General features: G+C 40.9%; 19 protein-coding genes. 12 read left to right on the forward strand and 7 right to left on the reverse strand.

The annotated features are described in order from the left end of the window. Nucleotides 1-3 precede the first annotated feature (3 nt). Both BRLA_RS04285 and BRLA_RS04290 read left to right on the forward strand, forming a co-directional pair. Nucleotides 4-852 (forward strand): sugar phosphate isomerase/epimerase family protein, encoded by an 849-nt coding sequence (locus BRLA_RS04285; protein ID WP_003335283.1) that lies wholly within the window; start codon nucleotides 4-6, stop codon nucleotides 850-852. 202 nt (nucleotides 853-1,054) lie between these two features. Then, nucleotides 1,055-3,835: an S-layer homology domain-containing protein gene (locus BRLA_RS04290; protein WP_003335282.1), complete on the forward strand. Its 2,781-nt coding sequence runs from the start codon at nucleotides 1,055-1,057 to the stop codon at nucleotides 3,833-3,835. A 127-nt stretch (nucleotides 3,836-3,962) separates the two neighbouring features. On the opposite strand, the gene BRLA_RS04295 is transcribed toward BRLA_RS04290, so the two are convergent. Both BRLA_RS04295 and BRLA_RS04300 read right to left on the reverse strand, forming a co-directional pair. Next, complete coding sequence (locus BRLA_RS04295; protein ID WP_041752487.1) at nucleotides 3,963-4,250, reverse strand: ArsR/SmtB family transcription factor; 288 nt, start codon at nucleotides 4,248-4,250, stop codon at nucleotides 3,963-3,965. Nucleotides 4,251-4,308: 58 nt separating this feature from the next. Then, entirely contained in the window at nucleotides 4,309-4,686 is a 378-nt protein-coding gene (locus BRLA_RS04300; protein WP_003335280.1) for a DUF423 domain-containing protein, read from the reverse strand. Nucleotides 4,687-4,904: 218 nt separating this feature from the next. Here BRLA_RS04300 and trhA point away from each other — a divergent pair, with 218 nt between their 5' ends. The 10 genes from trhA (at nucleotide 4,905) to BRLA_RS04350 (ending at nucleotide 14,622) form a co-directional block, all read left to right on the forward strand. After that, nucleotides 4,905-5,555 carry a PAQR family membrane homeostasis protein TrhA gene (trhA, locus tag BRLA_RS04305; protein ID WP_003335279.1) on the forward strand — a complete coding sequence of 217 codons (651 nt, stop codon included), beginning with the start codon at nucleotides 4,905-4,907 and terminating at the stop codon, nucleotides 5,553-5,555. A gap of 395 nt (nucleotides 5,556-5,950) precedes the next feature. Next, entirely contained in the window at nucleotides 5,951-7,471 is a 1,521-nt protein-coding gene (locus BRLA_RS04310; RefSeq protein ID WP_003335278.1) for a degradosome RNA helicase CshA, read from the forward strand. Nucleotides 7,472-7,837: 366 nt separating this feature from the next. Beyond that, nucleotides 7,838-8,989 carry a TolC family protein gene (locus BRLA_RS04315; RefSeq protein ID WP_003335276.1) on the forward strand — a complete coding sequence of 384 codons (1,152 nt, stop codon included), beginning with the start codon at nucleotides 7,838-7,840 and terminating at the stop codon, nucleotides 8,987-8,989. A gap of 108 nt (nucleotides 8,990-9,097) precedes the next feature. Further along, nucleotides 9,098-9,703, forward strand: coding sequence for a class I SAM-dependent methyltransferase (locus tag BRLA_RS04320; RefSeq protein ID WP_003335275.1), 606 nt, complete (start codon nucleotides 9,098-9,100; stop codon nucleotides 9,701-9,703). A 66-nt stretch (nucleotides 9,704-9,769) separates the two neighbouring features. Then, a complete protein-coding gene (locus BRLA_RS04325; protein ID WP_003335274.1) occupies nucleotides 9,770-10,474 on the forward strand; it encodes a response regulator transcription factor in 705 nt (234 codons plus the stop codon). Then, nucleotides 10,455-11,948, forward strand: coding sequence for a sensor histidine kinase (locus BRLA_RS04330; RefSeq protein ID WP_003335273.1), 1,494 nt, complete (start codon nucleotides 10,455-10,457; stop codon nucleotides 11,946-11,948). The genes BRLA_RS04325 and BRLA_RS04330 overlap by 20 nt, the downstream gene beginning before the upstream one ends. 199 nt (nucleotides 11,949-12,147) lie before the next feature. Next, on the forward strand, nucleotides 12,148-13,224 hold the full coding sequence (locus BRLA_RS04335; RefSeq protein ID WP_003335271.1) for a YeiH family protein: 1,077 nt from the start codon (nucleotides 12,148-12,150) through the stop codon (nucleotides 13,222-13,224). A 136-nt stretch (nucleotides 13,225-13,360) separates the two neighbouring features. Continuing rightward, complete coding sequence (locus tag BRLA_RS04340; RefSeq protein WP_003335270.1) at nucleotides 13,361-13,687, forward strand: hypothetical protein; 327 nt, start codon at nucleotides 13,361-13,363, stop codon at nucleotides 13,685-13,687. A 12-nt stretch (nucleotides 13,688-13,699) separates the two neighbouring features. Then, on the forward strand, nucleotides 13,700-14,254 hold the full coding sequence (locus tag BRLA_RS04345; RefSeq protein ID WP_003335269.1) for a hypothetical protein: 555 nt from the start codon (nucleotides 13,700-13,702) through the stop codon (nucleotides 14,252-14,254). Continuing rightward, a complete protein-coding gene (locus tag BRLA_RS04350; RefSeq protein WP_003335268.1) occupies nucleotides 14,251-14,622 on the forward strand; it encodes a hypothetical protein in 372 nt (123 codons plus the stop codon). The genes BRLA_RS04345 and BRLA_RS04350 overlap by 4 nt, the downstream gene beginning before the upstream one ends. A 26-nt stretch (nucleotides 14,623-14,648) precedes the next feature. Here BRLA_RS04350 and BRLA_RS04355 read toward each other — a convergent pair whose 3' ends face one another. The 5 genes from BRLA_RS04355 to BRLA_RS04375 form a co-directional block, all read right to left on the reverse strand. Beyond that, complete coding sequence (locus tag BRLA_RS04355) at nucleotides 14,649-15,110, reverse strand: hypothetical protein (protein WP_003335267.1); 462 nt, start codon at nucleotides 15,108-15,110, stop codon at nucleotides 14,649-14,651. Between the two features lie 79 nt (nucleotides 15,111-15,189). Further along, nucleotides 15,190-16,215 carry a hypothetical protein gene (locus BRLA_RS04360; RefSeq protein ID WP_003335266.1) on the reverse strand — a complete coding sequence of 342 codons (1,026 nt, stop codon included), beginning with the start codon at nucleotides 16,213-16,215 and terminating at the stop codon, nucleotides 15,190-15,192. Nucleotides 16,216-16,414: 199 nt separating this feature from the next. Further along, nucleotides 16,415-17,929 (reverse strand): potassium/proton antiporter, encoded by a 1,515-nt coding sequence (locus BRLA_RS04365; RefSeq protein ID WP_022583792.1) that lies wholly within the window; start codon nucleotides 17,927-17,929, stop codon nucleotides 16,415-16,417. Nucleotides 17,930-18,266: 337 nt separating this feature from the next. Continuing rightward, the gene (locus BRLA_RS04370) at nucleotides 18,267-19,550 is read right to left on the reverse strand and encodes a YheC/YheD family endospore coat-associated protein (protein WP_003335263.1); all 1,284 of its coding nucleotides are present in this window, start codon (nucleotides 19,548-19,550) and stop codon (nucleotides 18,267-18,269) included. Nucleotides 19,551-19,578: 28 nt separating this feature from the next. After that, nucleotides 19,579-20,952, reverse strand: coding sequence for a YheC/YheD family endospore coat-associated protein (locus BRLA_RS04375; protein ID WP_022583793.1), 1,374 nt, complete (start codon nucleotides 20,950-20,952; stop codon nucleotides 19,579-19,581). Nucleotides 20,953-20,955 lie beyond the last annotated feature (3 nt).

Here is a 20,955-nt window from a genome sequence, read left to right on the forward strand (position 1 = left end):
TTGATGAAATTTTCACTATGTACAATTTCTTTTCGCCATCAGCTAATCTCTTTTGCCGATATGGTTGATTTTGCTAGGCGACATGATTTTGATGGTATTGAATTATGGGGGATTCATGCTCAGCACCTGTATGATGGAGATCGAGAAAAAGCCGAAGAACAGCTTCGTATTTTAACAAATCATGACATGCAGGTATCGATGCTAAGCGACTATTTAGATATATCTTCTCATCAACCGTTCTCCAAAACACTGGATAAAGGGAAACGATTAATTTCCCTAGCAAAGTGGTTAGGGGTCAATCGCATTCGGACGTTTGCTGGGCAAAAGGCAAGCGCTGAGGTATCGGCAAGCGAACGGACATTATATGTAAAGTATTTGCGCGAGCTATGCGAGCTATGTGGAGAAAATGGGATGGAACTGCTCTTAGAGACGCATCCCAACACCTTGACGGATAACCTCGCTTCTACGCTGACTCTCTTAGAGGAAATTAACCATCCAGCGGTTGCTATCAACCTTGACTTTTTGCATATCTGGGAATCTGGTGCCGATCCGATAGACAGCTTTGAAAAGCTACAGCCTTGGGTGCGCCATTATCATCTGAAAAATATTGTTTCAACGGAGTATCTGGGAGTCTTTCAGCCAAATAACGTTTACTCGCCGAGTGGAAGTAGGGAAGGGATTGTTCCATTAGCATACGGAGCAGTAGACTATAGTTCTATTCTTGAGGTAATTGCGAAGACAGAATATTTCGCCTCAATCGAATGGTTTGGTCCTAACCCAGCTAAGGTTTTACGTGAAGAGATGAGATGGTTGCGCCAGCAGGTACCGGCTCAGTCATTAAGCCTTTTATAGAAGGTCATATACATTCAAAATAGTTAGTCGCATCATACAAAAAGATAGCTATTCCAGCTATCTTTTTGTATGGATAAAACTTGAAAAAGCATAATCTGTTTCAGTAAACGCATAACATGGTTAAGAACCTTTGAGGTTAAATACTGTTGTATCGCTATCTCTAATGAAATGTGATGAAACAACAAAGTAAAAGGAGGATACCATGTTTAACAGCGTTTTTAAATGGATTTCTGCTGGATCTGCCCTCGTGCTATTTTTATCCACCGTACACACAGACGTAGGGGCATCATCTAAGGCACAGGCGATGGTACCGGTCGCCGAAGTCAAAGATATTAGTCACATGAGCACAGAACAAGAACCAGAACCATTTAACGAACCAAACACAAAGTCAAAGGCAGGGCAACAAAAACCAAATGTCTCATCCCAGAAGGAACCCACTGAATCTGAGGTGAAATTCAAGGAACCACGTAAGGAACCTTCTAAGAAACCATCTTTGCCCTTACCAATACCCCCATCACTCCCCGCAAAGAGTAATGCTTCCACAACTGATGCAATCTCCTTGAAAGAAGCACAGAAGCTCTTATCACAGTTTTCCCTGACACCTGAAAGGCTTAGCATTCACGTAGATCACTGTGTTGATGTGACTTTGGTAGCTCCTACTACAGAGCTAGACTTTACAGTAAAAAGCGATAATCCAAACATAGCCATTATCACGAAACAAGCTGATAACCGACTGCGAATCCAAGGAAACTCTCCTGGTAAGGCCCGTTTTTATGTTTTTATAGATAAAGCCTCCCCTGCCTATATTGGCGAAGTGCAAGTATTTGCGAATACCGATGTCAATCAAGATGGGCTGCTAACCTCTGAGGATGTAGCGTATGTCCAAAAACACATGGGTAAAGATAAGAATGATCCTACCTGGGAAAAAATCAAAAGCGCTGATGTCAATGGAGATGGAAGGATTGATAGTCGCGATAAAAAATTGGTGCAACAGCAGCTTGATCAGTATAAACATGTACCCTCGTATGAACATGTCATGTTGATTGGTATCAGCGGTCTTGGTAACGCTAACAAGAAGATTGCTACTCCAAATATTGATAGCTTGATTAAAAACGGGTCATATACGTATACCGCCAAGCCTGTAGCTGAACAAAAAAGCGCGGAGAACTGGGCAAGCATTTTACTTGGCGTCCCCCCTAAGGAACATGGTATTACTAGTAGCAATGTAGATACGAATTTACGTACAGCATATAGTCCACATGCTTCTGTAATTCGGTGGTTACACGAGGAAAGACCGGGAGCTCATATCGGGGTTTTTACAGCTAACGCAGATATACGCCGAGGGATTTTAGAAGAAAAGTTAGCGAAGGTCAGCCAAATTACCATGAACGCTGGTAGTCAAGATCTAGCTGATGCAGAAGTAGCCAAGCAAGCGGCATCGTACATTTTACATCAAGGCAATAAAAATAGATTAACGTTTGTACAATTACAAGGTCCAAAGCTAGCGGCAAATCAAAATGGCTATTATTCGGCACAGTATGTAGACGCTGTGCGAATGGTTGATCAGGACTTAGGACTTATACTAAGAGCGCTAGAGAAACAGAAGCAAAAAAATAAATCCTTAATTCTATTAGTAACGGATGAAGGCACTGATTTTGATTCCCCCACTTCGTCGAGCAGGTTTAACAGCCTCACATGGGTAGCATCCGGACCGAGCATAAAGCAGGGCAACAATCAAAATCCAATTTCAAACATGGATACGGCGGCAGTTATTGTGGAAGCGCTAAAGCTAAATAAGCCAACTGTTTTCGCGGCAAAAGTACCGCGAGATGTATTTAGTAAAGAGGTGAAGATTAAGAGTATTCGAATCAATAAATCAAGAATTAGATTGGATAAAGGTGATACCGTTACGGTTCGAGCCGTTATTTCTCCTAAGGATGCGTCTAATCAAAACATCGAATGGAAAAGTAAAAACAAACGGATTGCGACTGTGAAAGACCGAGGGAAGGGTAAAGCCGAAATAAAAGGAAAGCGAGAAGGAACTACCTATGTCTACGTTGTTACTGATGACAAAGATAAAGAGGATAGAGTTAAAGTAATCGTCGAGGATGATTCTGATTCCAGAGCGAATTCTCGTAAAGACAAAGAGAATCAAAAAGAGTGGCAACGTGAAATGATAAGAGCTGTTGAAAAGGAGGGCGGCAGGGTAATCTCAAGAGTCATGCATTTTGATAAAAAAGATAGCTATACTTTTACCATAGATGGGAGAATAGATACAAGCACGAAGGTCTTGCTCCACTATGATGAAAAAAAGAATCGTTTCACTTATGTACCAGCTGATTTTGAATATGTACGTGGTGATACTAGAGTCAAAGTACGGGATAAGCGTTTGAGTGGGACCTTTGCACTCGCAACCTTTACAAAGACATTTCGAGATATGTACGGACACTGGGCACGTTATGATGTGGAATGGTTAGCCAACAGACTTATAATCTATGGACAGTCTACTAATCAATTTGTACCAGAACAACCAATTACCCGTGCTGAATTTGTGGCGATGGTAATAAGAGCGCTTGGAGAACAAGAAGGAAGCGGGTCACGCTTTAACGATGTTTCTTCTTCCGCATGGTATGCTGGTGCTGTTGAGACAGCAAGGAGCCGAGGTTATGTTGTTGGCTACCAAAATCGCTTGTTTGAACCAAATAAAACAATTACTCGTCAGGAAATGGCAGTTATTATGAAACGCATGATCGAAAAACGGGGACTTCGTGTTAAGATTACTACCGGTCAACAAGCTACATTTAATGCTGCATTTCATGATCTAGGCCGGCTTTCATGGGGAAAACGAGATATAGCAGAGGCTTATTATGCTGGACTCATCCAGGGTGTCAGATCTGGATACTTACAACCACAGGCAAATGCAACCAGAGCCCATTGTGCAGTAATGATCAAACGAATGATGGGAAAACTTAACCTATTGTAGAGTAAAAGGATAGAGACAAGCATACGAATCGGAGTGAATCAAATGGCCCGGTTCGTATGCTTTTTTTATCGTGTATGCCGATAATTTTTCTTGTTAGTTAGCGTGGCATGGACAATAATGTTTTACTCTATAAGGTTTCGAGGAATGTGGGTAAATACCTTTCAAAGGTTTCTTGATTGATACGCAAAAATTTAGACTGACCTTCATTTCGCATATGGATGAGTCCAGCTTCTCGTAAGGTTCGAAAATGATAAGAGGCATTAGATTTTGACATGTGACAAAGTTCACCTACCTCCCCGCACTTTGCCTCTTGTTCTTTTTGGAAAAGAACCCGAATGATCTGCAGTCGTGTTTCATCCGCCAATGCTTTTAAAATTTTGATTCGCTGTTTATCTTTAACTAAATTATTATACATGGAAAAATAATACAAAAAATAGGTATTATCTGCAAGTTTTTTATTTATCAAAAAACAATCATACTGACCAAATAATCCCATAAATAAATAGGCAAGCCCATCCTGCCAGAAAAGCCAGCCCACCGAGTGGGGTGATAGCACCTAGCTTACGAACGCCTGATAAACTCAATGCGTATAAGCTTCCTGAAAATAGAACGATTCCCACAAGAAACAACCATCCAGCAGCAGTAAGCAGTGTACTTGTCCCTAAAACTTTAAGCAAAACGGCTGTCATCACTAAAGCGAAAGCATGATACATTTGATATTGTGCACCGGTTTGAAAATTGGCTAGCATGTTATCGCTTAGCTTTCCTTTTAAGCCATGAGCTGCAAATGCTCCTAGTGCCACAGATAGAAAACCACCTATGCCGCCTAGTATCATAAAGGTTTGAGCCATATTTCGTCTTCCTTTCTCTAATAACGTTGATTTACAAATATTGTACATCAATAGCAAGGAAAACCACATCAATGCAAGCACATCGCAAGAAGTATCTTATTAATCAAGATGAATGTTTTGTTAAAAATGAAAGTATTTCTATTCGTTATGGTGATGGAGTGATACAATAGGGCTTATTATGAAGCAAGTCCGATATGTAAGGAAGGGAGAGAGGTAAGATGAAGCGTTTTTGGAAAATGAAAGAGCCAGTGAATACATGGACGCATTTTATTACGTTCCTGGCTGGCATTGTTGGTCTTGTGTTTTTGATCGTTTTGTCCCGTCACAATGTTTCCAAGCTGATCACATTAACCATTTTTGGTGTTAGCATCATCTTGTTATACGGTGCAAGCTCCTTATATCATTGGGTGAGAACAACGCCAGCAAAAGAAATGATGCTCAAGAAATTTGATCACATTGCTATTTACTTCCTCATCGCAGGCTCGTATACGCCCGTGTTTTACTATGGTTTATCGGGTGGCTGGAAATGGAGTATGCTAGCTGCTGTGTGGGTGTTAGCGTTAATCGGAATGTTCCTGAAAATTTTTTATATTCATGCACCTCGCTATGTGTCCACGGCTTTTTATGTGACGCTAGGCTGGATTGCGGCCGTTCCGTTCGTTCAATTAATCCATCATTTACCGATTGGAGCAATCGCTCTCATTATTATTGGTGGCGTCATGTATACGATAGGGGCCATCATTTATGCAACCAAGATATTTGATTTTTTCCCGAATCGGTTTGGGTTTCATGAGATATTTCATCTGTTCGTGATGGCAGGAACCACGCTCCATTTTATCATGGTAGTAAAGTATATTTTGCCCATCTAATCAAGCATTTCTTAAGGGATTCCGTTGGTTGTAATTAGTTGCTTTTCATCAAAAGACATGATATTGTTATTACGTTGCGATGAAACGCCTATATCCGTGGGAAATTCGCGAGTAACCAATGGCGATGGACTTGATGCTCCATCCTTATGAATGCCATTTTTTTATAAAACACGAGAATGTGCAGGCATTAAGTGTGAATTCTGCTTAATGCTTTTTTTTGTGAAAAACGAGTGCTTACAGACGATCATTCCACTGATAGGTTTATCAGAAGCAAATAAAATATTAGAGGCTTATATACACGATAAAGTGGCAAACTATAAATGTTACGTTTTTCGGCACTTATTGTGTATAAAGCATGAAGGATTTCATCCGTAAATAAAGGAGATTGAAAAATTTTGGCTACATTTAATGAACTAGGATTGAGTCCATCCGTACTTCGATCCATCAGTAACATGGGTTTTGAAGAAGCGACTCCAATCCAAGCTTTAACGATTCCAGTTGCATTAACAGGAAGAGACCTGATTGGTCAGGCTCAAACAGGAACAGGGAAAACCGTAGCATTCGGTATCCCAATGATTGAAAAAATTGATACCTCCTCTAACCACATTCAAGGGATTGTATTGGCTCCAACTCGTGAGCTTGCAGTACAGGTATCTGAGGAATTGATCAAACTAGGTCAATACACAGGTATTAAAACCTTGCCAATCTATGGTGGACAGGATATCATGCGTCAAATACGCGCATTGAAAAAGAACCCTCACGTTATCGTAGCAACTCCTGGACGTCTAATTGACCACATTAACCGTCGTACAATCCGACTACAAAACATTCAAACCTTGGTATTGGATGAAGCTGATGAAATGCTAAACATGGGTTTCATTGAAGAAATCGAAAGCATTCTAGAGCAAATTCCAGACGAGCGTCAAACGTTGTTGTTCTCAGCAACAATGCCACGCCAAATCGAATCTTTGGCACAGCGCTACCTTAAAAACCCAGAAAAAATTACCGTGAAAGCAAAAGAAGTAACGGTTCCAAACATTGAGCAAGTATACATGGAAGTTCAGGAAAAATTGAAGTTTGATGTAATGACTCGCTTATTAGATATTCAGTCCCCAGAATTAGCTATCGTGTTTGGTCGTACAAAGCGTCGCGTTGATGAATTAAGCGAGGCCTTGAACAAGCGTGGTTATTCTGCAGAAGGTATCCATGGTGACTTGACACAAGCGAAGCGTGACAGCGTTCTTCGTCAATTTAAAGAAGGTACTATCGACATTCTAGTAGCAACAGATGTAGCTGCTCGCGGTTTGGATATTAGCGGTGTTACACACGTGTATAACTTTGATATTCCACAAGACCCTGAGAGCTATGTTCACCGTATTGGCCGTACTGGTCGTGCAGGTAAGACAGGGGTTGCGACTACATTTGTAACATCTCGCGAGCTAGATCACTTGCGCATGATTGAACACGTTACAAAACGTAAAATGAGTCGTCGTCCTGTACCAACATTAACGGAAGCTATTGAAGGTGCACAGCGCATTACAGTTGAGAAACTGTTGACTGTAATCGGGGAAGAAAACTACCGTGATTACCATGGCTTGGCAGAAACTCTGCTTCAAGAAACTGATTCCGTTACATTGGTGGCAGCCGCTTTAAAAATGCTGACAAAAGAGCCAGATGTAACTCCAGTTCGTTTAACAGAAGAAGCACCTCTTCGTTCTAAAAAGCGCCGTCCATTTGGCGATGATAAGCGCGGTGGTGGTCCACGCCGTGGTGGTTATGGCGAGCGTCGTAGCGGCGGTGGCAACTATCGTGGAGGACGTTCTGAGGGTGGTCGTCGTAGCGGTGATGACCGTCGTCGCAGCAGCGGCAGAACATCTAGCAAACCATCATCTGAAGGTAGAAAGCCTCGCGTATAGTTGTTGGTTCAACTGTAAACAGCTAATCTATATCTATAAGACGTGTATGATTGTCCGAATCCGACAGGAGAAAGGGCAATCTACACGTCTTTTTTGCATGCCAGTAAAGGTAGATTTTTCAGAATATGCTTTTAACTTATCAAAAGACAGAGGAAAAGAAAAGAAAGTTTAACAAGTAAGCTATTTTTCAATAACAATCATGCTATAAGCTGGGATTTCTGGATTTAGGTTGGCAGGAAATGAAACATTTACTGATTGAAAGGTTACATAATACAGGTGGATAATAAGCAAAGAATATTGGTATTTGCTTATAAGTTTATGAATAGGCAAAAGCACCAAGGATTATAAAGGAGGAACCAATAAGTAATGAGTGTTTCCTATACAAAAAAGACCCGGCTATTAATGGTGATGATAGGTTCATTGCTGTTTATAAGCTATCCGCTAATGGCTCAAGCGACTGAGGAGAAGACTGTACATTCTCAAGCAAGTGAAGAAAAAAACAAGCATGAGCTAACTCCCAAAAAAGCTGGCGAGTTGGCCTTGGAACAAAATATTGATCTGAAGAAATTCCGCCTGGAACTTGATACAGCTGATATTAATGCTAATCAAGCCATATATAATTCCGTAAAAATGAAGGAATCAAATATTTCTTCGCTTGGCGATGCTCAGCAGAAATATGTGCAAACAGCCAAAGCGGAAGCGGCGCGAAATATCCACAAATATATGCTACAGGCCATGGAAGATAAGACCAAGCTAGGTGCAGAGAAAGCCTTTTATGAGCTATGGCATGCCAAGCAAGATTTGCAGCTACAGGAGCAAAGCTTAACTCGTGCCCAAAAGCAGGTAGATATGGCAAACGCCTTATTTAAAGCAGGAATAAAAGCCAAAAATGATGTTTTGCAGGCTGAAACAGGATTAGCCCAAGCAAAAGCTAATCATGAAGTAGCTCGCAATCAGGTCCATCTATCTACCCTTTCATTAAATCAATTTTTAGCAGAAGACTTGACGAAAGAATGGGAGCTCTCTATACCTGAAGGAGATATCCGCGACAAAGAGATCATTTCATTGGAAGAAGCCAAGCGTTTGGCTGTTGTTCAACGTGCTGAAATTCTGAAAAGTGAAGAAGAAGTCAACGCGGCGAAAAAGAGTGTAGATACAATAGAAAAATATTCAATCTTGTCCTCCTTCCAAGGTCAGCTTGCCAAAAATGAATTGGAAACAGCAGAAATGAACAAGGAGCAAATCAAAAACGATATTTTGTTAGAGGTGACTCGAAACTATGAAGCTCTAACCTCCTCTAAACAAGGTCTAGAGGCACTTGATAAAGCAAGAGAAGCTTCCAAAGAGAATTATCGTTTAACCCAATTACGCTATGAAAATGGTCTTGAAACAACCTTGGATGTTATGACTGCTGAGGAGGAGCTAGCAAAGAGAGAAAACGAATATGAAACTGCTCAGCACAATTATCAGTTAGCTTATCTCAACTACAAAAACTCGATGGGAAGATCTGTTTCTTAATAAAGAAACGTATAAATTTTAAGTTTTTTTTAAGAACTTGTACCCTTTCTTGTTAAGATCCGTCTTATAAAATAGGACAAAGGATCAGACAAGAAAGGAAGAGCATAAATGAAAGCGAATAAAAGCGCTGTAGAAACGACCACTTGTCTAGCTATGCAACGTTACGTTAGAGATAAAGTTCGGTTCTTTACTACATTTGTTAAATCTCCTCGCGAGGTAGGGAGTGTGACCCCAAGCTCTGCACGTTTATCTAGCAGGATGCTGGAAGGAATCGACTGGGCGGAAGTTACGTCAGTGGTTGAACTAGGCGCAGGAACAGGTGTCTTTACAAAAAAACTGAAGCAAAAAATTTCACCCAATACAAACGTGTTTGTATATGAACAAGACGTAAAACTTCGAGCTGATTTACAAGAAAGATTTCCTTCATTTCACCATCATTGCGATGCTCAGTGTTTGTCAAAAGACTTGAAGCAAGCCGGTGTAGAACAGGTAGATGTCATCATTAGCGGATTGCCGTTTATGAACTTTCCGCAGGAATTACGGGAACGGATTGTTGCGGAGGTTATGCAATCGTTAAAACCAGGCGGTGCTTTCATCGCATTCCAATATTCCTTACAAATGAGAAAACAACTGAAAGAGACCTTTCGTGAGGTATCTATCTCTTTTGAACCCTTGAACATCCCTCCTGCATTTGTCTATCGGTGTCGTAAGTAACGGACAATCTGATGAGAAAGAAGTAGAATGAATATGCGGTGCTATTTGTTCACGGGAGGAGCTTCGATGATGAAAGAAACAATATTAATCATTGATGATGAAAAAGAAATACGTGATTTGATTGATATATATCTAAGTAACGAGGGCTTTCAGGTTTTGAAAGCGGCTGATGGAGTAGAAGGGTTAAAAATCTTAGAGGAAAATCAGGTACACGTCATTATTTTAGACATTATGATGCCCAGACTGGATGGGTTGGCTGCCTGCATGAGGATCAGGGAAAAGCAAAATGTCCCGATCATCATGCTGTCCGCCAAAGCGGAGGATATGGATAAGATTATTGGGTTAGCTACTGGAGCAGACGATTATATGACAAAGCCGTTTAACCCGATGGAACTTTTGGCACGGGTAAAGTCGCAGTTAAGACGTTACATGCGGTTAAGCGGTTTTTCAGAAGTGAAGACTGATGAACTGGTAGTCGATGACTTAACGATCAATGTCTCCACGCATGAGGTGAAGGTAGATGGGCGAGAAGTCAAACTAACTCCACGGGAATTTGCCATTTTAGAACTATTGGCTCGCCATAAAGGAATTGTATTTAGCGCTGAAAAAATCTACGAACGAATCTGGAACGAGCCTTTTTATCAATCTGATAATACGGTTATGGTACATATACGTAAAATCAGGGAGAAAATTGAGCAAAACCCACGAAAACCTCGCTATATCAAAACCGTTTGGGGAGTAGGTTATAAAGTTGAGATGGAATCCATTTAAGCTAATACCATATACGTTTTATGCGTGTTATAAGCTTGCGAAAAAAATGATTGCTCAGGGAAAATCAAGTTTACGTATTCAATTGATTGCGGCTTTTGGACTATGTGTACTGGCTGGATTTTTTGTGGCGAATGTCCTTAACCCCTATATGCGAACGCAACAGGCATATATTGATTATACGCAAGGTATGGAAAATATTGATAATCACGCGCGTAATTTGATAAGCACCCTTCGAACAGAAAATGAAAATAAACAACTAAATCCTTCCTATCAATTTGATTTGCAAGAAATAATTGATGACCGTTCGGATAGCGGGAAGTATCGTATTTTATTGGCTGATGAACAAGGAAAGGTTTTATATAAGAGTAAACAAACCTCTGAGGCTACGATCGATATACATTCTGTTATCCAAAATGCAATGGATGTGCGTATCTATCGCCAGGATTATCAGAATGAGGCGAAAGAATTCGTGTCCTTTTATCCTGTGGATGTGGGGGAGAAAAAGCTATATCTAATAGTACGAGGTATGCCAGAACCATCTATCGTCTATCGAACAGGCTATAGTCAGTTACCTGGACTGATTGGTTTTGGTGTATTTATTTTTTCCTTTTACTATCTTACAAAGCGAAAAATGTATCAGATTCAAAGCATTTCTCAAGGCATTCAAGAAATGGCACTGGGGAATCTGGATATCCGTGTACCGGTTAACAGTAACGATGAATTAGGACAGTTGGCCCAAAATATTAATGTTATGGCCATGCAATTGCATCATACTAGAGAGGAAGAACGCAAGGCGGAGCGAACCAAGCATGAGCTAATTACCAATGTTTCACATGATTTACGTACTCCGCTTACTTCTATTATGGGCTATTTACGGTTGATTCAGGATAAGCGTTATCATAGTGAGGGGCAATTGGAGGAGTATGCTGGAATTGCTGTAAATAAGTCGGAACAATTAAAGCGCTTAATTGAAGACTTATTTGATTATACGAAGCTCTCTACTAACGGTGTAGGAATGCAAATGCAGCGAGTTGATATATTAGAAATGTTGGAGCAATTAATGGAGGAGCTTGTACCGCAAGCAGAGGAAGAAGGCTTGTCCTTTCGAAAAAACTATGCTGTAGATCATCTATTCGTACATGTAGATGCAGATAAAATAGTGCGTGTGTTTGATAATTTATTAATAAATGCCATTAAATATAGTGATAAACCAGGGGAAATTTTAATAAATGCAGAGCAACGGGGAAGTTCTATTCGTATCTCGATTGGGAATAAAAGTCCCAAACTGACTCCTCAGGAATTAGAGCGTTTATTTGAACGTTTCTATAAGGTTGATGAATCTCGAAGCATGGTAAAGGAAGGTTCTGGATTGGGCTTAGCCATTGCTAAAAGCATCGTTGAATTGCATTGCGGAAAAATTTGGGCTGAATCGCATGACAACATGATCCTTTTTTACGTGGAATTGCCGCAGTAAAAACCCTATCATACTTGCAAAACGCATGTCATTCTCTTTAAAAGAGGAGCATGCGTTTTTTGCTGTACGTGATTTATTTCCTATGATAAGTTTTTCTAATGATAAGCATTGTATATCTGTATTTCACTTGTCAATCAAAAGAACTTATAGTGAAAGCATGGTAGGGGAAGTTCCTTGATAGACAGAATGGAGAGATACAATGGAAAGTAAAACAGAAAGTAAAACAGAAAGTAAAACAGAAACCAAAGAGCTTGTCAAACAAGAGAGGCAGACCGTTGGTTTTATCATGGGAGTAGTAATTACTCTCATAATTGCTTTAGCGGCTAGATATTTGGCTCAATTTCCTTTCTTAAGCATAATGGGACAATTGGTAATTGCAATCCTGATCGGTATTATCTGGCGTGCTGTGGCTGGTATTCCGCAGCAAACGATTGCGGGTACCAATTTTTCTAGCAAAAAATTGCTTCGATTTGGCATTATTTTACTTGGGATGCGATTAAATTTGATGGATATTTTATATGCTGGTCCCAAAGTGTTTGCTATGGCCGCATTAGCCATTATTTTTGGATTGAGTGTTGTTTATCTATTTACACGTTGGTTCCAGGTAGAGAAAAAGTTAGGCATTCTAACGGCATGTGGAACGGCTATCTGTGGTGCGGCAGCGGTTGTGGCAATTGCACCACAAATCAAAGCTAATGATGAAGAAACAGCAATTGGAGCGGCTACTGTAGCTATTTTGGGCACTATTTTCACACTTTTATATACGCTTCTCTATCCTTTTCTTGGTTTTACACCTAATGGTTATGGTGTTTTTTCGGGTGCGACCCTACATGAGATAGCGCACGTAATTGCCGCAGCAGCACCTGGTGGAAATAATGCTGTAGATATTGCTGTCATCGTCAAATTAACCCGGGTTGCTCTTCTTGTTCCGATCGCCATTGGCATAGGAATATGGAGCAGTCGTTTGGAACAAAAGATGACTGGGGAAATCAATAAACGGTTTTCTTGGAGGTCACTACCTATTCCATGGTTTATCTTTGGATTTTTGGCGATGAGTGCTGTTAACTCACTAGGTATTATTCCTCAGGAAATAGCTACACAAATCGTTAGCATCGCTTATCTATTAATTGCGATGGCGATGGCCGGTTTAGGGTTAAACGTAAATCTAGTTGCCTTTAAGCGGATGGGATTAAAATCGTTTGCAGCCGGCTTAGTTGGATCGGTGTTACTTTCCCTATTTGGTTTTGCAATGACCTATGCTTTTCAGTTAGCTTAATAAAATACTGCCTCTATTCCTATTGGGAGTGGAGGTTTTTTTATCTCGAAAGACGTACATATGTTACAAGCTTGTGAACAGGAGTAGTTTGCTGTATGCTTCAAATAGCGGAAGCTTGAAAAGGGGAGTACAAGGTATGCATTACTATGGAAATGAAACGATTATGTCGATAACGCAAGCCATTCATTTAAAGCCAAATGAAATCAGGGTTCTTGAGTGGGTTCGTACCTATGAATATGTTGAAAATACGTATGGTGTAGACGAGAATGTACCAATATTTTTAGAGATTCAGCTTGTACCGGAAGGGGTCCGTGTTCAAAAGAATCAAATTACGGATTTTCCTAATTATACCTGTTTGCAAAAGGAAGTATATATCGATATTGAATCAGCTCTTCGTGTATTTAAAGAATGGGCTGACGAGATCATTGATCGCTTGAAAAAACAAGGAACGGCCATCGAATAAGGGGATGAATGTATGCGTGATACAAATAGCCGATACGGAAATCTACCTCCGCGGCCCCCTGCTTTGTTATTTCAGATTGTTCAAAAATTTTATCGCGGGGCTGTTAGTCATTATCCGGTCATTGAGCTAGCCAAAGAAGAGCTGCGTCAAGCTGTATTTGATTGGGAGGCTTGTATAGAAACAAAAAACAATGATGAATTAGAAGCAGAGGAGTTGGTTCGAAAAGCGCTTACTACTTTATTTCTAGAGTTTCACTTTTATGTGACGTGCTGGTTGCAAATTGATTTGGCGCTCCATCGGTTATGTACCCACCCGAATGGCTCTGTGTTCTGTCGATTGAAGCAACGCTTTTCAGATGATATAGAACGGCATCTTGCTGTACGACATTGTGTAGATGACACTGAAGCGTGTGTTAGTGCCCAAATGGAACACACCGAGGGAGATTTGAGTCAGCTTGCAAACGATAGTTACTGGTTTGATGGACGATTGTTTACTGTTGATACGACTAGTCTACATACACTAAATGAGCTTTATCGTGCGATTATGGAGAAAAGAGGTAGCGTATGAAAATAAGTGGGAAAGTCGGCTGTGTCCTGATAGGTTTTTTGGTTGTTTATCTGTGGATCATTCATTTACCCTATCCTCCGTTGCCTATTGCCTCAATGCCGGTTGAACAAGCGATGGCTATGGTAAAGGAACATCCTGAACAGCTAGTTAACATCGGTAAAGAAGAGGGTTACGTGTATTATATGATGGAAGGAACACAAAAGGAGGCGGCAGATAAGGTAAAACAGCAAATGGCTCAAAAGGGATATCAATTTGTTGAGAAGCAAGGAGCAGGGTATTTCTTTGAACGTAATGGCCAAAAACAGGTGATAACGAGTAACATGTGGACTGGCAATTATGTGATCTTGAAGACGACGAACCCTCTCTAAAAGGAGAGGGAAGCATTGCCCCATCTCTATAGCAATGGAGAAGCTGTAAGCGGACAGCAGTGCTCGTCTTCAGAGTTCTTGCTTTTCGATTTCACTTGTAATAAGCTCTCTACAATGTATAAGTGTAGAGCATTATATGATTTGTTGCGGAAATGCCGGAAAATCAAAAAGACTAATAACGTGACAAAACCAACAATTAGCATAGAGAGCAAAGGGATGCTATTTGCAATGTAATGTGTAAGTTTGCTGGAAAAAATGATGAAAACGATGGGAACGGTAGAAAAACAAAACGGTATGTAGCCAAGCTGAGCTTCTGTTTTTTTAATAGCAGCACAAAGAATGCGCAATTCATGAACGGTGAGTGTCTCATAAAAGTGCCAGATTTCTTCAATTTCTAACAGATCCTCACTGCGTTGAACAGCAATCTGTTGTGAATCATAGCGCCTAAGAGATTTATACAGCTTGCGAAAGTCGCCATACGGCTTCATGTTCAGCCTCCTCTTAAGAATAAAAAAGACCGCCTGTGAAGAGCGGTCTTTTGTTTACGGCTAGGCAATAGGGGAAGGATTACATGCCGCTATAAGAGTGTAATGTACCGTATCCACCAATGTTTTGAGCTTTTACTTCTTGAGGATTGGTTCCTGCGAAGCCACTTTGAAAAATGCTTGAAGCAGGAGAACTATAGTTTTGATAGCTTTGTTGAGCTTGTTGAGAAAAAGCTGGTGTTGCAAATCCTGCATTTAACGATCTAACCTCTTGCACATTAGTTCCAGCAAAACCAGGCTGGAATACACTGTTAGCCCCAGCATAGCTCACTGGACTGCTGTATGAAGGAGCTTGGAATTGATATGATTGAGTTTGCGGGATGTGAGCTTGGTACGGCTGTTGAGCTACAGTAGGCATAGAATAGCCGGCGTTCAAAGCGTGTACCTCATTTGCATTTGTACCTGCAAAGCCTGGGGTATACACACTGTTAATGTTACTGTTCATACCTTGAGATAAAGCAGTTCCTGCTTGGCCAGCGTTTAAATGGCGTACCTCTTGGACATTTGTACCAGCAAAACCAGGTTGGTACACGCTGTTTGCATTAGTAAATCCGCCTTGTACCGCATAGTTTTGGTTTTGTCCGTAAGCTAGGTTTGTTAGGCTTGCAACACCTGGTGTAGGCTGACCTGCGTTTTGAGCTCGTACTTCTTGAACGTTTGTGCCAGCAAAACCAGGCTGGAATATGCTATTTGCACCAGTGAATCCAACTTGTGTTGCATAATGTTGATTACCATAAGAAGGGACTTGTCCGTAAGCTTGATGTGCCAAAGCCGGAGCAGACTGACCTGCATTCAGAGCTCGAACCTCCTGAACATTTGTACCAGCAAAACCGGGGTTGAAAACACTGTTAGCAGTTCCATAACCACTTTGTGTCCCATAAGATGGGCTTGGTACTTGGCTAAAGGCTTGGGTTGTTGGATAAAAGCTATTGTTCAAAGCTTTTACCTCCTGCACATTTGTACCAGCGAAATTCGGATTGAAGATCGCGCTTGCAGGTCCAGACATTTGGTTGTAAGCAGAAGTATGATAATTTTGATTGTAGGTCATGTTGACCACCTCCTACCCTCAGTTTTTACCAACAAAGGAAACTCAATGCATGCAAAGGAAAAAAATTTCGTTTTTACTTATAAAAAAACAGGGAACGGCATCAGTAGGATTGATGAGACTCCCTGTTTGTAAGCAATAGATGTGATTTGTAAATAAATTCAATTCTATTTAGCAATGTACCTTTTCAGTTAGTTTCTATTTACGTTTCATTCGTTCTAGGAATTCTCATGTGCTCTTCTTCCTTTTGAACATGCTCCTCTTCTCGATTAGAACGCTCTTCCGAAAATAATTGCTTAATCCTCTTCTGCTCTGCTTTCGGCCCAAGCACGTACAAGATATCACCTGCTTGTAAAATGGTATCTCCCTTTGGTATCAGCAATTTTTTCCCTCTGATAATCGCGTTTACTAGTGCCTGGTCAGACAATTGAAGATCAAGCAGATTGGTACCCACGACATTGCTGTTTTCCCGAATGTGAACTTCAATCATTTCAGCGTTGGTTTTTGCAAGCGAAACTAGTTCCATGCTATAGGGAGCTACTGTCTTTTCCCCTTTAGAAAAGCCAAACCAGTTGGCAAGCGGCGAAATAGTCGCTCCTTGAATAAGAGCAGAGGTTAAGACAACGAAAAAGACCACATTAAAGATTAGCTGAGCATTCTCTAGTCCAGCAATCAAGGGATAAGTAGCTAATACGATTGGGACAGCGCCGCGTAAGCCTGACCAAGCGATAAAGGCTCGTTCTTTAGTTGAGAAGCTCATACCAAGTGTACTTACATAAACTCCGATCGGTCGTGCTACAAACATGAGTAGAAAGGAAAGGGCAATACCTTGCCAAATCACTTCCAACAAATCTGATGGAAAAACCAGCAAACCTAACAGGATAAACATTAGGATTTGCATCATCCAGGCAAAAGCTTCGTTAAAGCGCAGAATGGAGTGCCGATAGGGAATGTCAACATTTCCCACAAAGACAGCCATCACATAGACAGCGAGTAAGCCACTTCCGCCCAATATGGATGTGGCACCGTAGGCTAGAACTGCCAGCGCGATAGACAATACCGGATAGAGTCCGGATGAGTCCAGATTAATGCTTTTAATAAGCATAGTGGAGATTTTGCCTAATAAATAACCCATTACTAGACCTAACCCCATCTCCCATAAGAATTCTAATATCATTGTTAAAACATTCACTTCTGGATGTTGCATGAATTCTATCAGGGCAATGGTCAAAAACATCGCCATCGGATCGTTTGTGCCTGATTCTGCTTCCAGTACGGAAGTCAGCCGCTTTTTTATATTTTTATTGCCTAATACGGCAAAAACAGCAGCGGCATCTGTAGAACCAACAATTGCTCCAAATAATAAGCCTTCATTCCAAGACAAGCCTAAAATAAATTTGGCACATGCACCAATAAGAAAAGTGGTGAGAACAACACCTATAGTTGCTAAGGAGAGAGAGGGTTTGGCAACAGCGCGAATGTCAGTCCATTTCGTCTGCATGCCACCATCGAACAAAATAATGATAAGGGCGAGAATACCGAAGAGTTGTGTTAACGAGGCATTATCATAATAAATGAATTTACTCAGGATCATTCCAACCCCAACGAAAAAAACAAGGGAAGGAAGACCGATGCGTGAAGAAAATTTGGCTGTAACAACGCCAGTAACCAAGAGAACAGCAAGGATCAAAATGATATTATCCGTTGTGAAAATCAACCATACACCAACTCCTTTAGATAAAATAAAAAGTAAGAAATCAATTCTGTGATATTTGTTACCCGATAGCTCTTTTCTTTTAAATGTACACGAAACTGAGGGAGATGCAATATTTCAGGTGCATTTTTATGCTTTTTTTGTAATAAATCTCACAAAAAAGTACGTTTATATGTTTAAATTCGTTGTTGTATTCTATGTAAACGCAACATATCGACCTATTTTTAATGAAAATCGTAAATGTTTATAAAAGAATAATTTCATTATTATAATGGTAGTGGAGCGAGCATAGAAAAATACCCTTCCTATTAGGAAGGGCTGAATAAAAGTAAGGCTCTTCTCACTTGCACATGTGCTGTGAATAAAAAATAATGTTGCGCAGTGAAGCACGGCGGATATCTGGTTCATCGAATTTTTCTGGTTTAGAATTTGCTTCAAAAAACCAGATATCACCATCAGTTGTTATTCCTAAATCCATAGACATCTCAGCAAGATCTCTCATATTCTGCTGAAGAGCTTTAGCTATTACAAGTACAGTTTTCCTGATGTTCTGTAGAATGAAAATGGACCATTCTTCTCCAAAAATTTGGGGAAGGACTTTATCAGGTGAAAGAATAGCACCCCCGCGTGGGACGTGAGTGGTAATGCTTCGGGCCCCTGCTTGTCGAATTCCTATCCCCGTTATATCCCAAAGTCCCTTACCATTTTTTTGAGTAAGGACACGCACATCAAATGGGCGATCATTATAAGTAGCAAGCATAATCCCCTGCTGAACGATGTAGGGTTTCCGCTGAAGAATCGGCCACAGATATGTCCAGAGTTCATCCAGCGTGTCAAATGTTCTACATAAGGATTTTTGTTGATGAACACGGCGTAAAAGCCAGGCCGTATCGTGTTTTTCAAGACGCATGATTCCTCGCCCAGCTTTTCCACGTATAGGCTTTAGATAAAGAACATCATGTTTTCTAGCAAAGGACTTCAGTCGCTCAAAAGAATCTAATTTGTAAGTATCGGGCAAGAAAGGAGCGACTTCCTTTTTGGCTTGTAGGGTGGCAAATAAGCTTTCCTTATCGAAGAATTGACGGTTGAACAATGTCACGTTCTTCAGTTGTGAGATGCGCTTGAGAGTTTCTTGCATATGCTCTTTTTCCTCTACTGTACGTGTTGGAACCCGATTATAGATAACATGAGGAAAGGGAGTTTCAAAGCTTTGCCAGAATCCATTACGTTTATCATATAGATAACCTCGTATTTTATAAGTTTCCCAGTCTATACCATCTGGTGTAAATACGAATACGAGTGCTCCTAGCTTTTGTCCTGTTTTGCTTATCTCCTGAAAGTTTTCCCTATTTCCTTTAAATGCCTCGCCTTTGCCAGAAGTAAGAATGCCAATAAGAGGAGCAATTTGCAGCATATTGTTATACATGCTCCATCTGATGCGGGTACGATAGCGACCTGTTACAGTAGGAGCCAATCCTAGGTTTAATGTTTGCTCAACATGGAGGGGACCCAATGGCACAGTGATATGATTTGTGGAAGTAAGCGGGATGGGAAAGTGGATACCCTCTACATACCATTGTCCTGAGGGGAGTATGGTCAGCCAACCGGCTTGCCAGTGGGACATTAGAAACTCCTCCTTCCTTCAGCCCGTGTTAAAAATTAGCTAAATAGCGACCGTAATCAACGAGTAAACTACGCGACATTTCATCAGCTTGTTTTAGGCGTGAATGTTTAAAAATGGAGCGTCCTGGTTTGGAGTTAGCCTCGAACATCCATATATTCCCTTTTTTGTCGATGCCTATATCTAGACCGAGTTCACCTAGATTCGTACCGTAAGCAAACTCAATTGCATTTGCTAAACGAATAGAAGCTTCACGAACACGCTTTTCTAACGTGTGATGCTGATCTGGGAATAGGGTTTCCAACAGTTCTTTACCTGGGATAACCATTCCTCCAGTTCGAACATGGGTAGTTACACTTCCAACACCGGCTACTTTGGCAGCTAGACAGGATACGACCCAACTATTTTCCACGTTTTTGTGCAAGTGAACACGGAAATCGAGTGGACGACCTGAATAAGTGCATAAATCAATGCCCTGCTGAATCAGGTAGTTACTTGCACGGCGCGTTTGAAACACATGCTGGTATAACTTAGTTAATTTTTGGAAGCGTCGGGTGACATTACCTGCTCCGCTATGGTAAGAGAGCTGATATCCTTTTGGAATCTGCTTTATTTTTAGAATCCCATAGCCCAGACTGCCATCTTTTGGTTTTAAATAAACCATAGAGTATCTTTCAAGCATGCTTTTTAACATGGAGAGTGTAGGAGCTACCTGGGTTTCTGGAATGAATTCATTTATTTCCGGCATGGGAAACAAGCGTTGGTGAACACCCCATTTATCAAAAAATCCAATATTAAACATGGGGACATACTGTTCATTGGCTACACGAAATTTAAAGTCCTTGACAGACTCTTGGCGTTCCGCTGCACGAGAGGGAACGCGATCATACAACACGTCTGGCATGGCAGTCCAAAATCTTTTCCATACGTACTGCCCCTTATTTGTAGAGCGCAAGAACCAGCCATATACTCGATTTGATGACCAATCTACATCATTGGGTGAAAAGATAAAGTAATAAACCCCTTTTCCTTTCTGAGCTGACAATAATTTTTGAAAAAAGCTTGATCTAGGGCCAATCGGGGCTCTACCTCCATCGCGTATTCCTGTGGTGACTATACCAATGGAGGGACCAACCCGAATTGTTCCATCTTCGTGTTTTAAATGGATCATACCGGGATGAGGGATGGCTAAAGCTTCTTTTAGTGGTGATGTTACTTTTACTTGATTACCGGTTTTTTGTTTTTTTTCTTCAATAATGATTCCATGTACCGTTATTTGCCCGTGCGAGATAGCAACTCGTTGTCGATTCTTAAATCCCCAGTCCCGGCATAGATGGGAAGGGAGCACGATGCCTTTGATACGGGAGTAGGTAAGAAATCGTAACCGTACTGAGATGGTTTCCATGTA

It is taken from the genome of Brevibacillus laterosporus LMG 15441 (assembly GCF_000219535.2).
GTDB classification, from domain to species: domain Bacteria; phylum Bacillota; class Bacilli; order Brevibacillales; family Brevibacillaceae; genus Brevibacillus_B; species Brevibacillus_B halotolerans.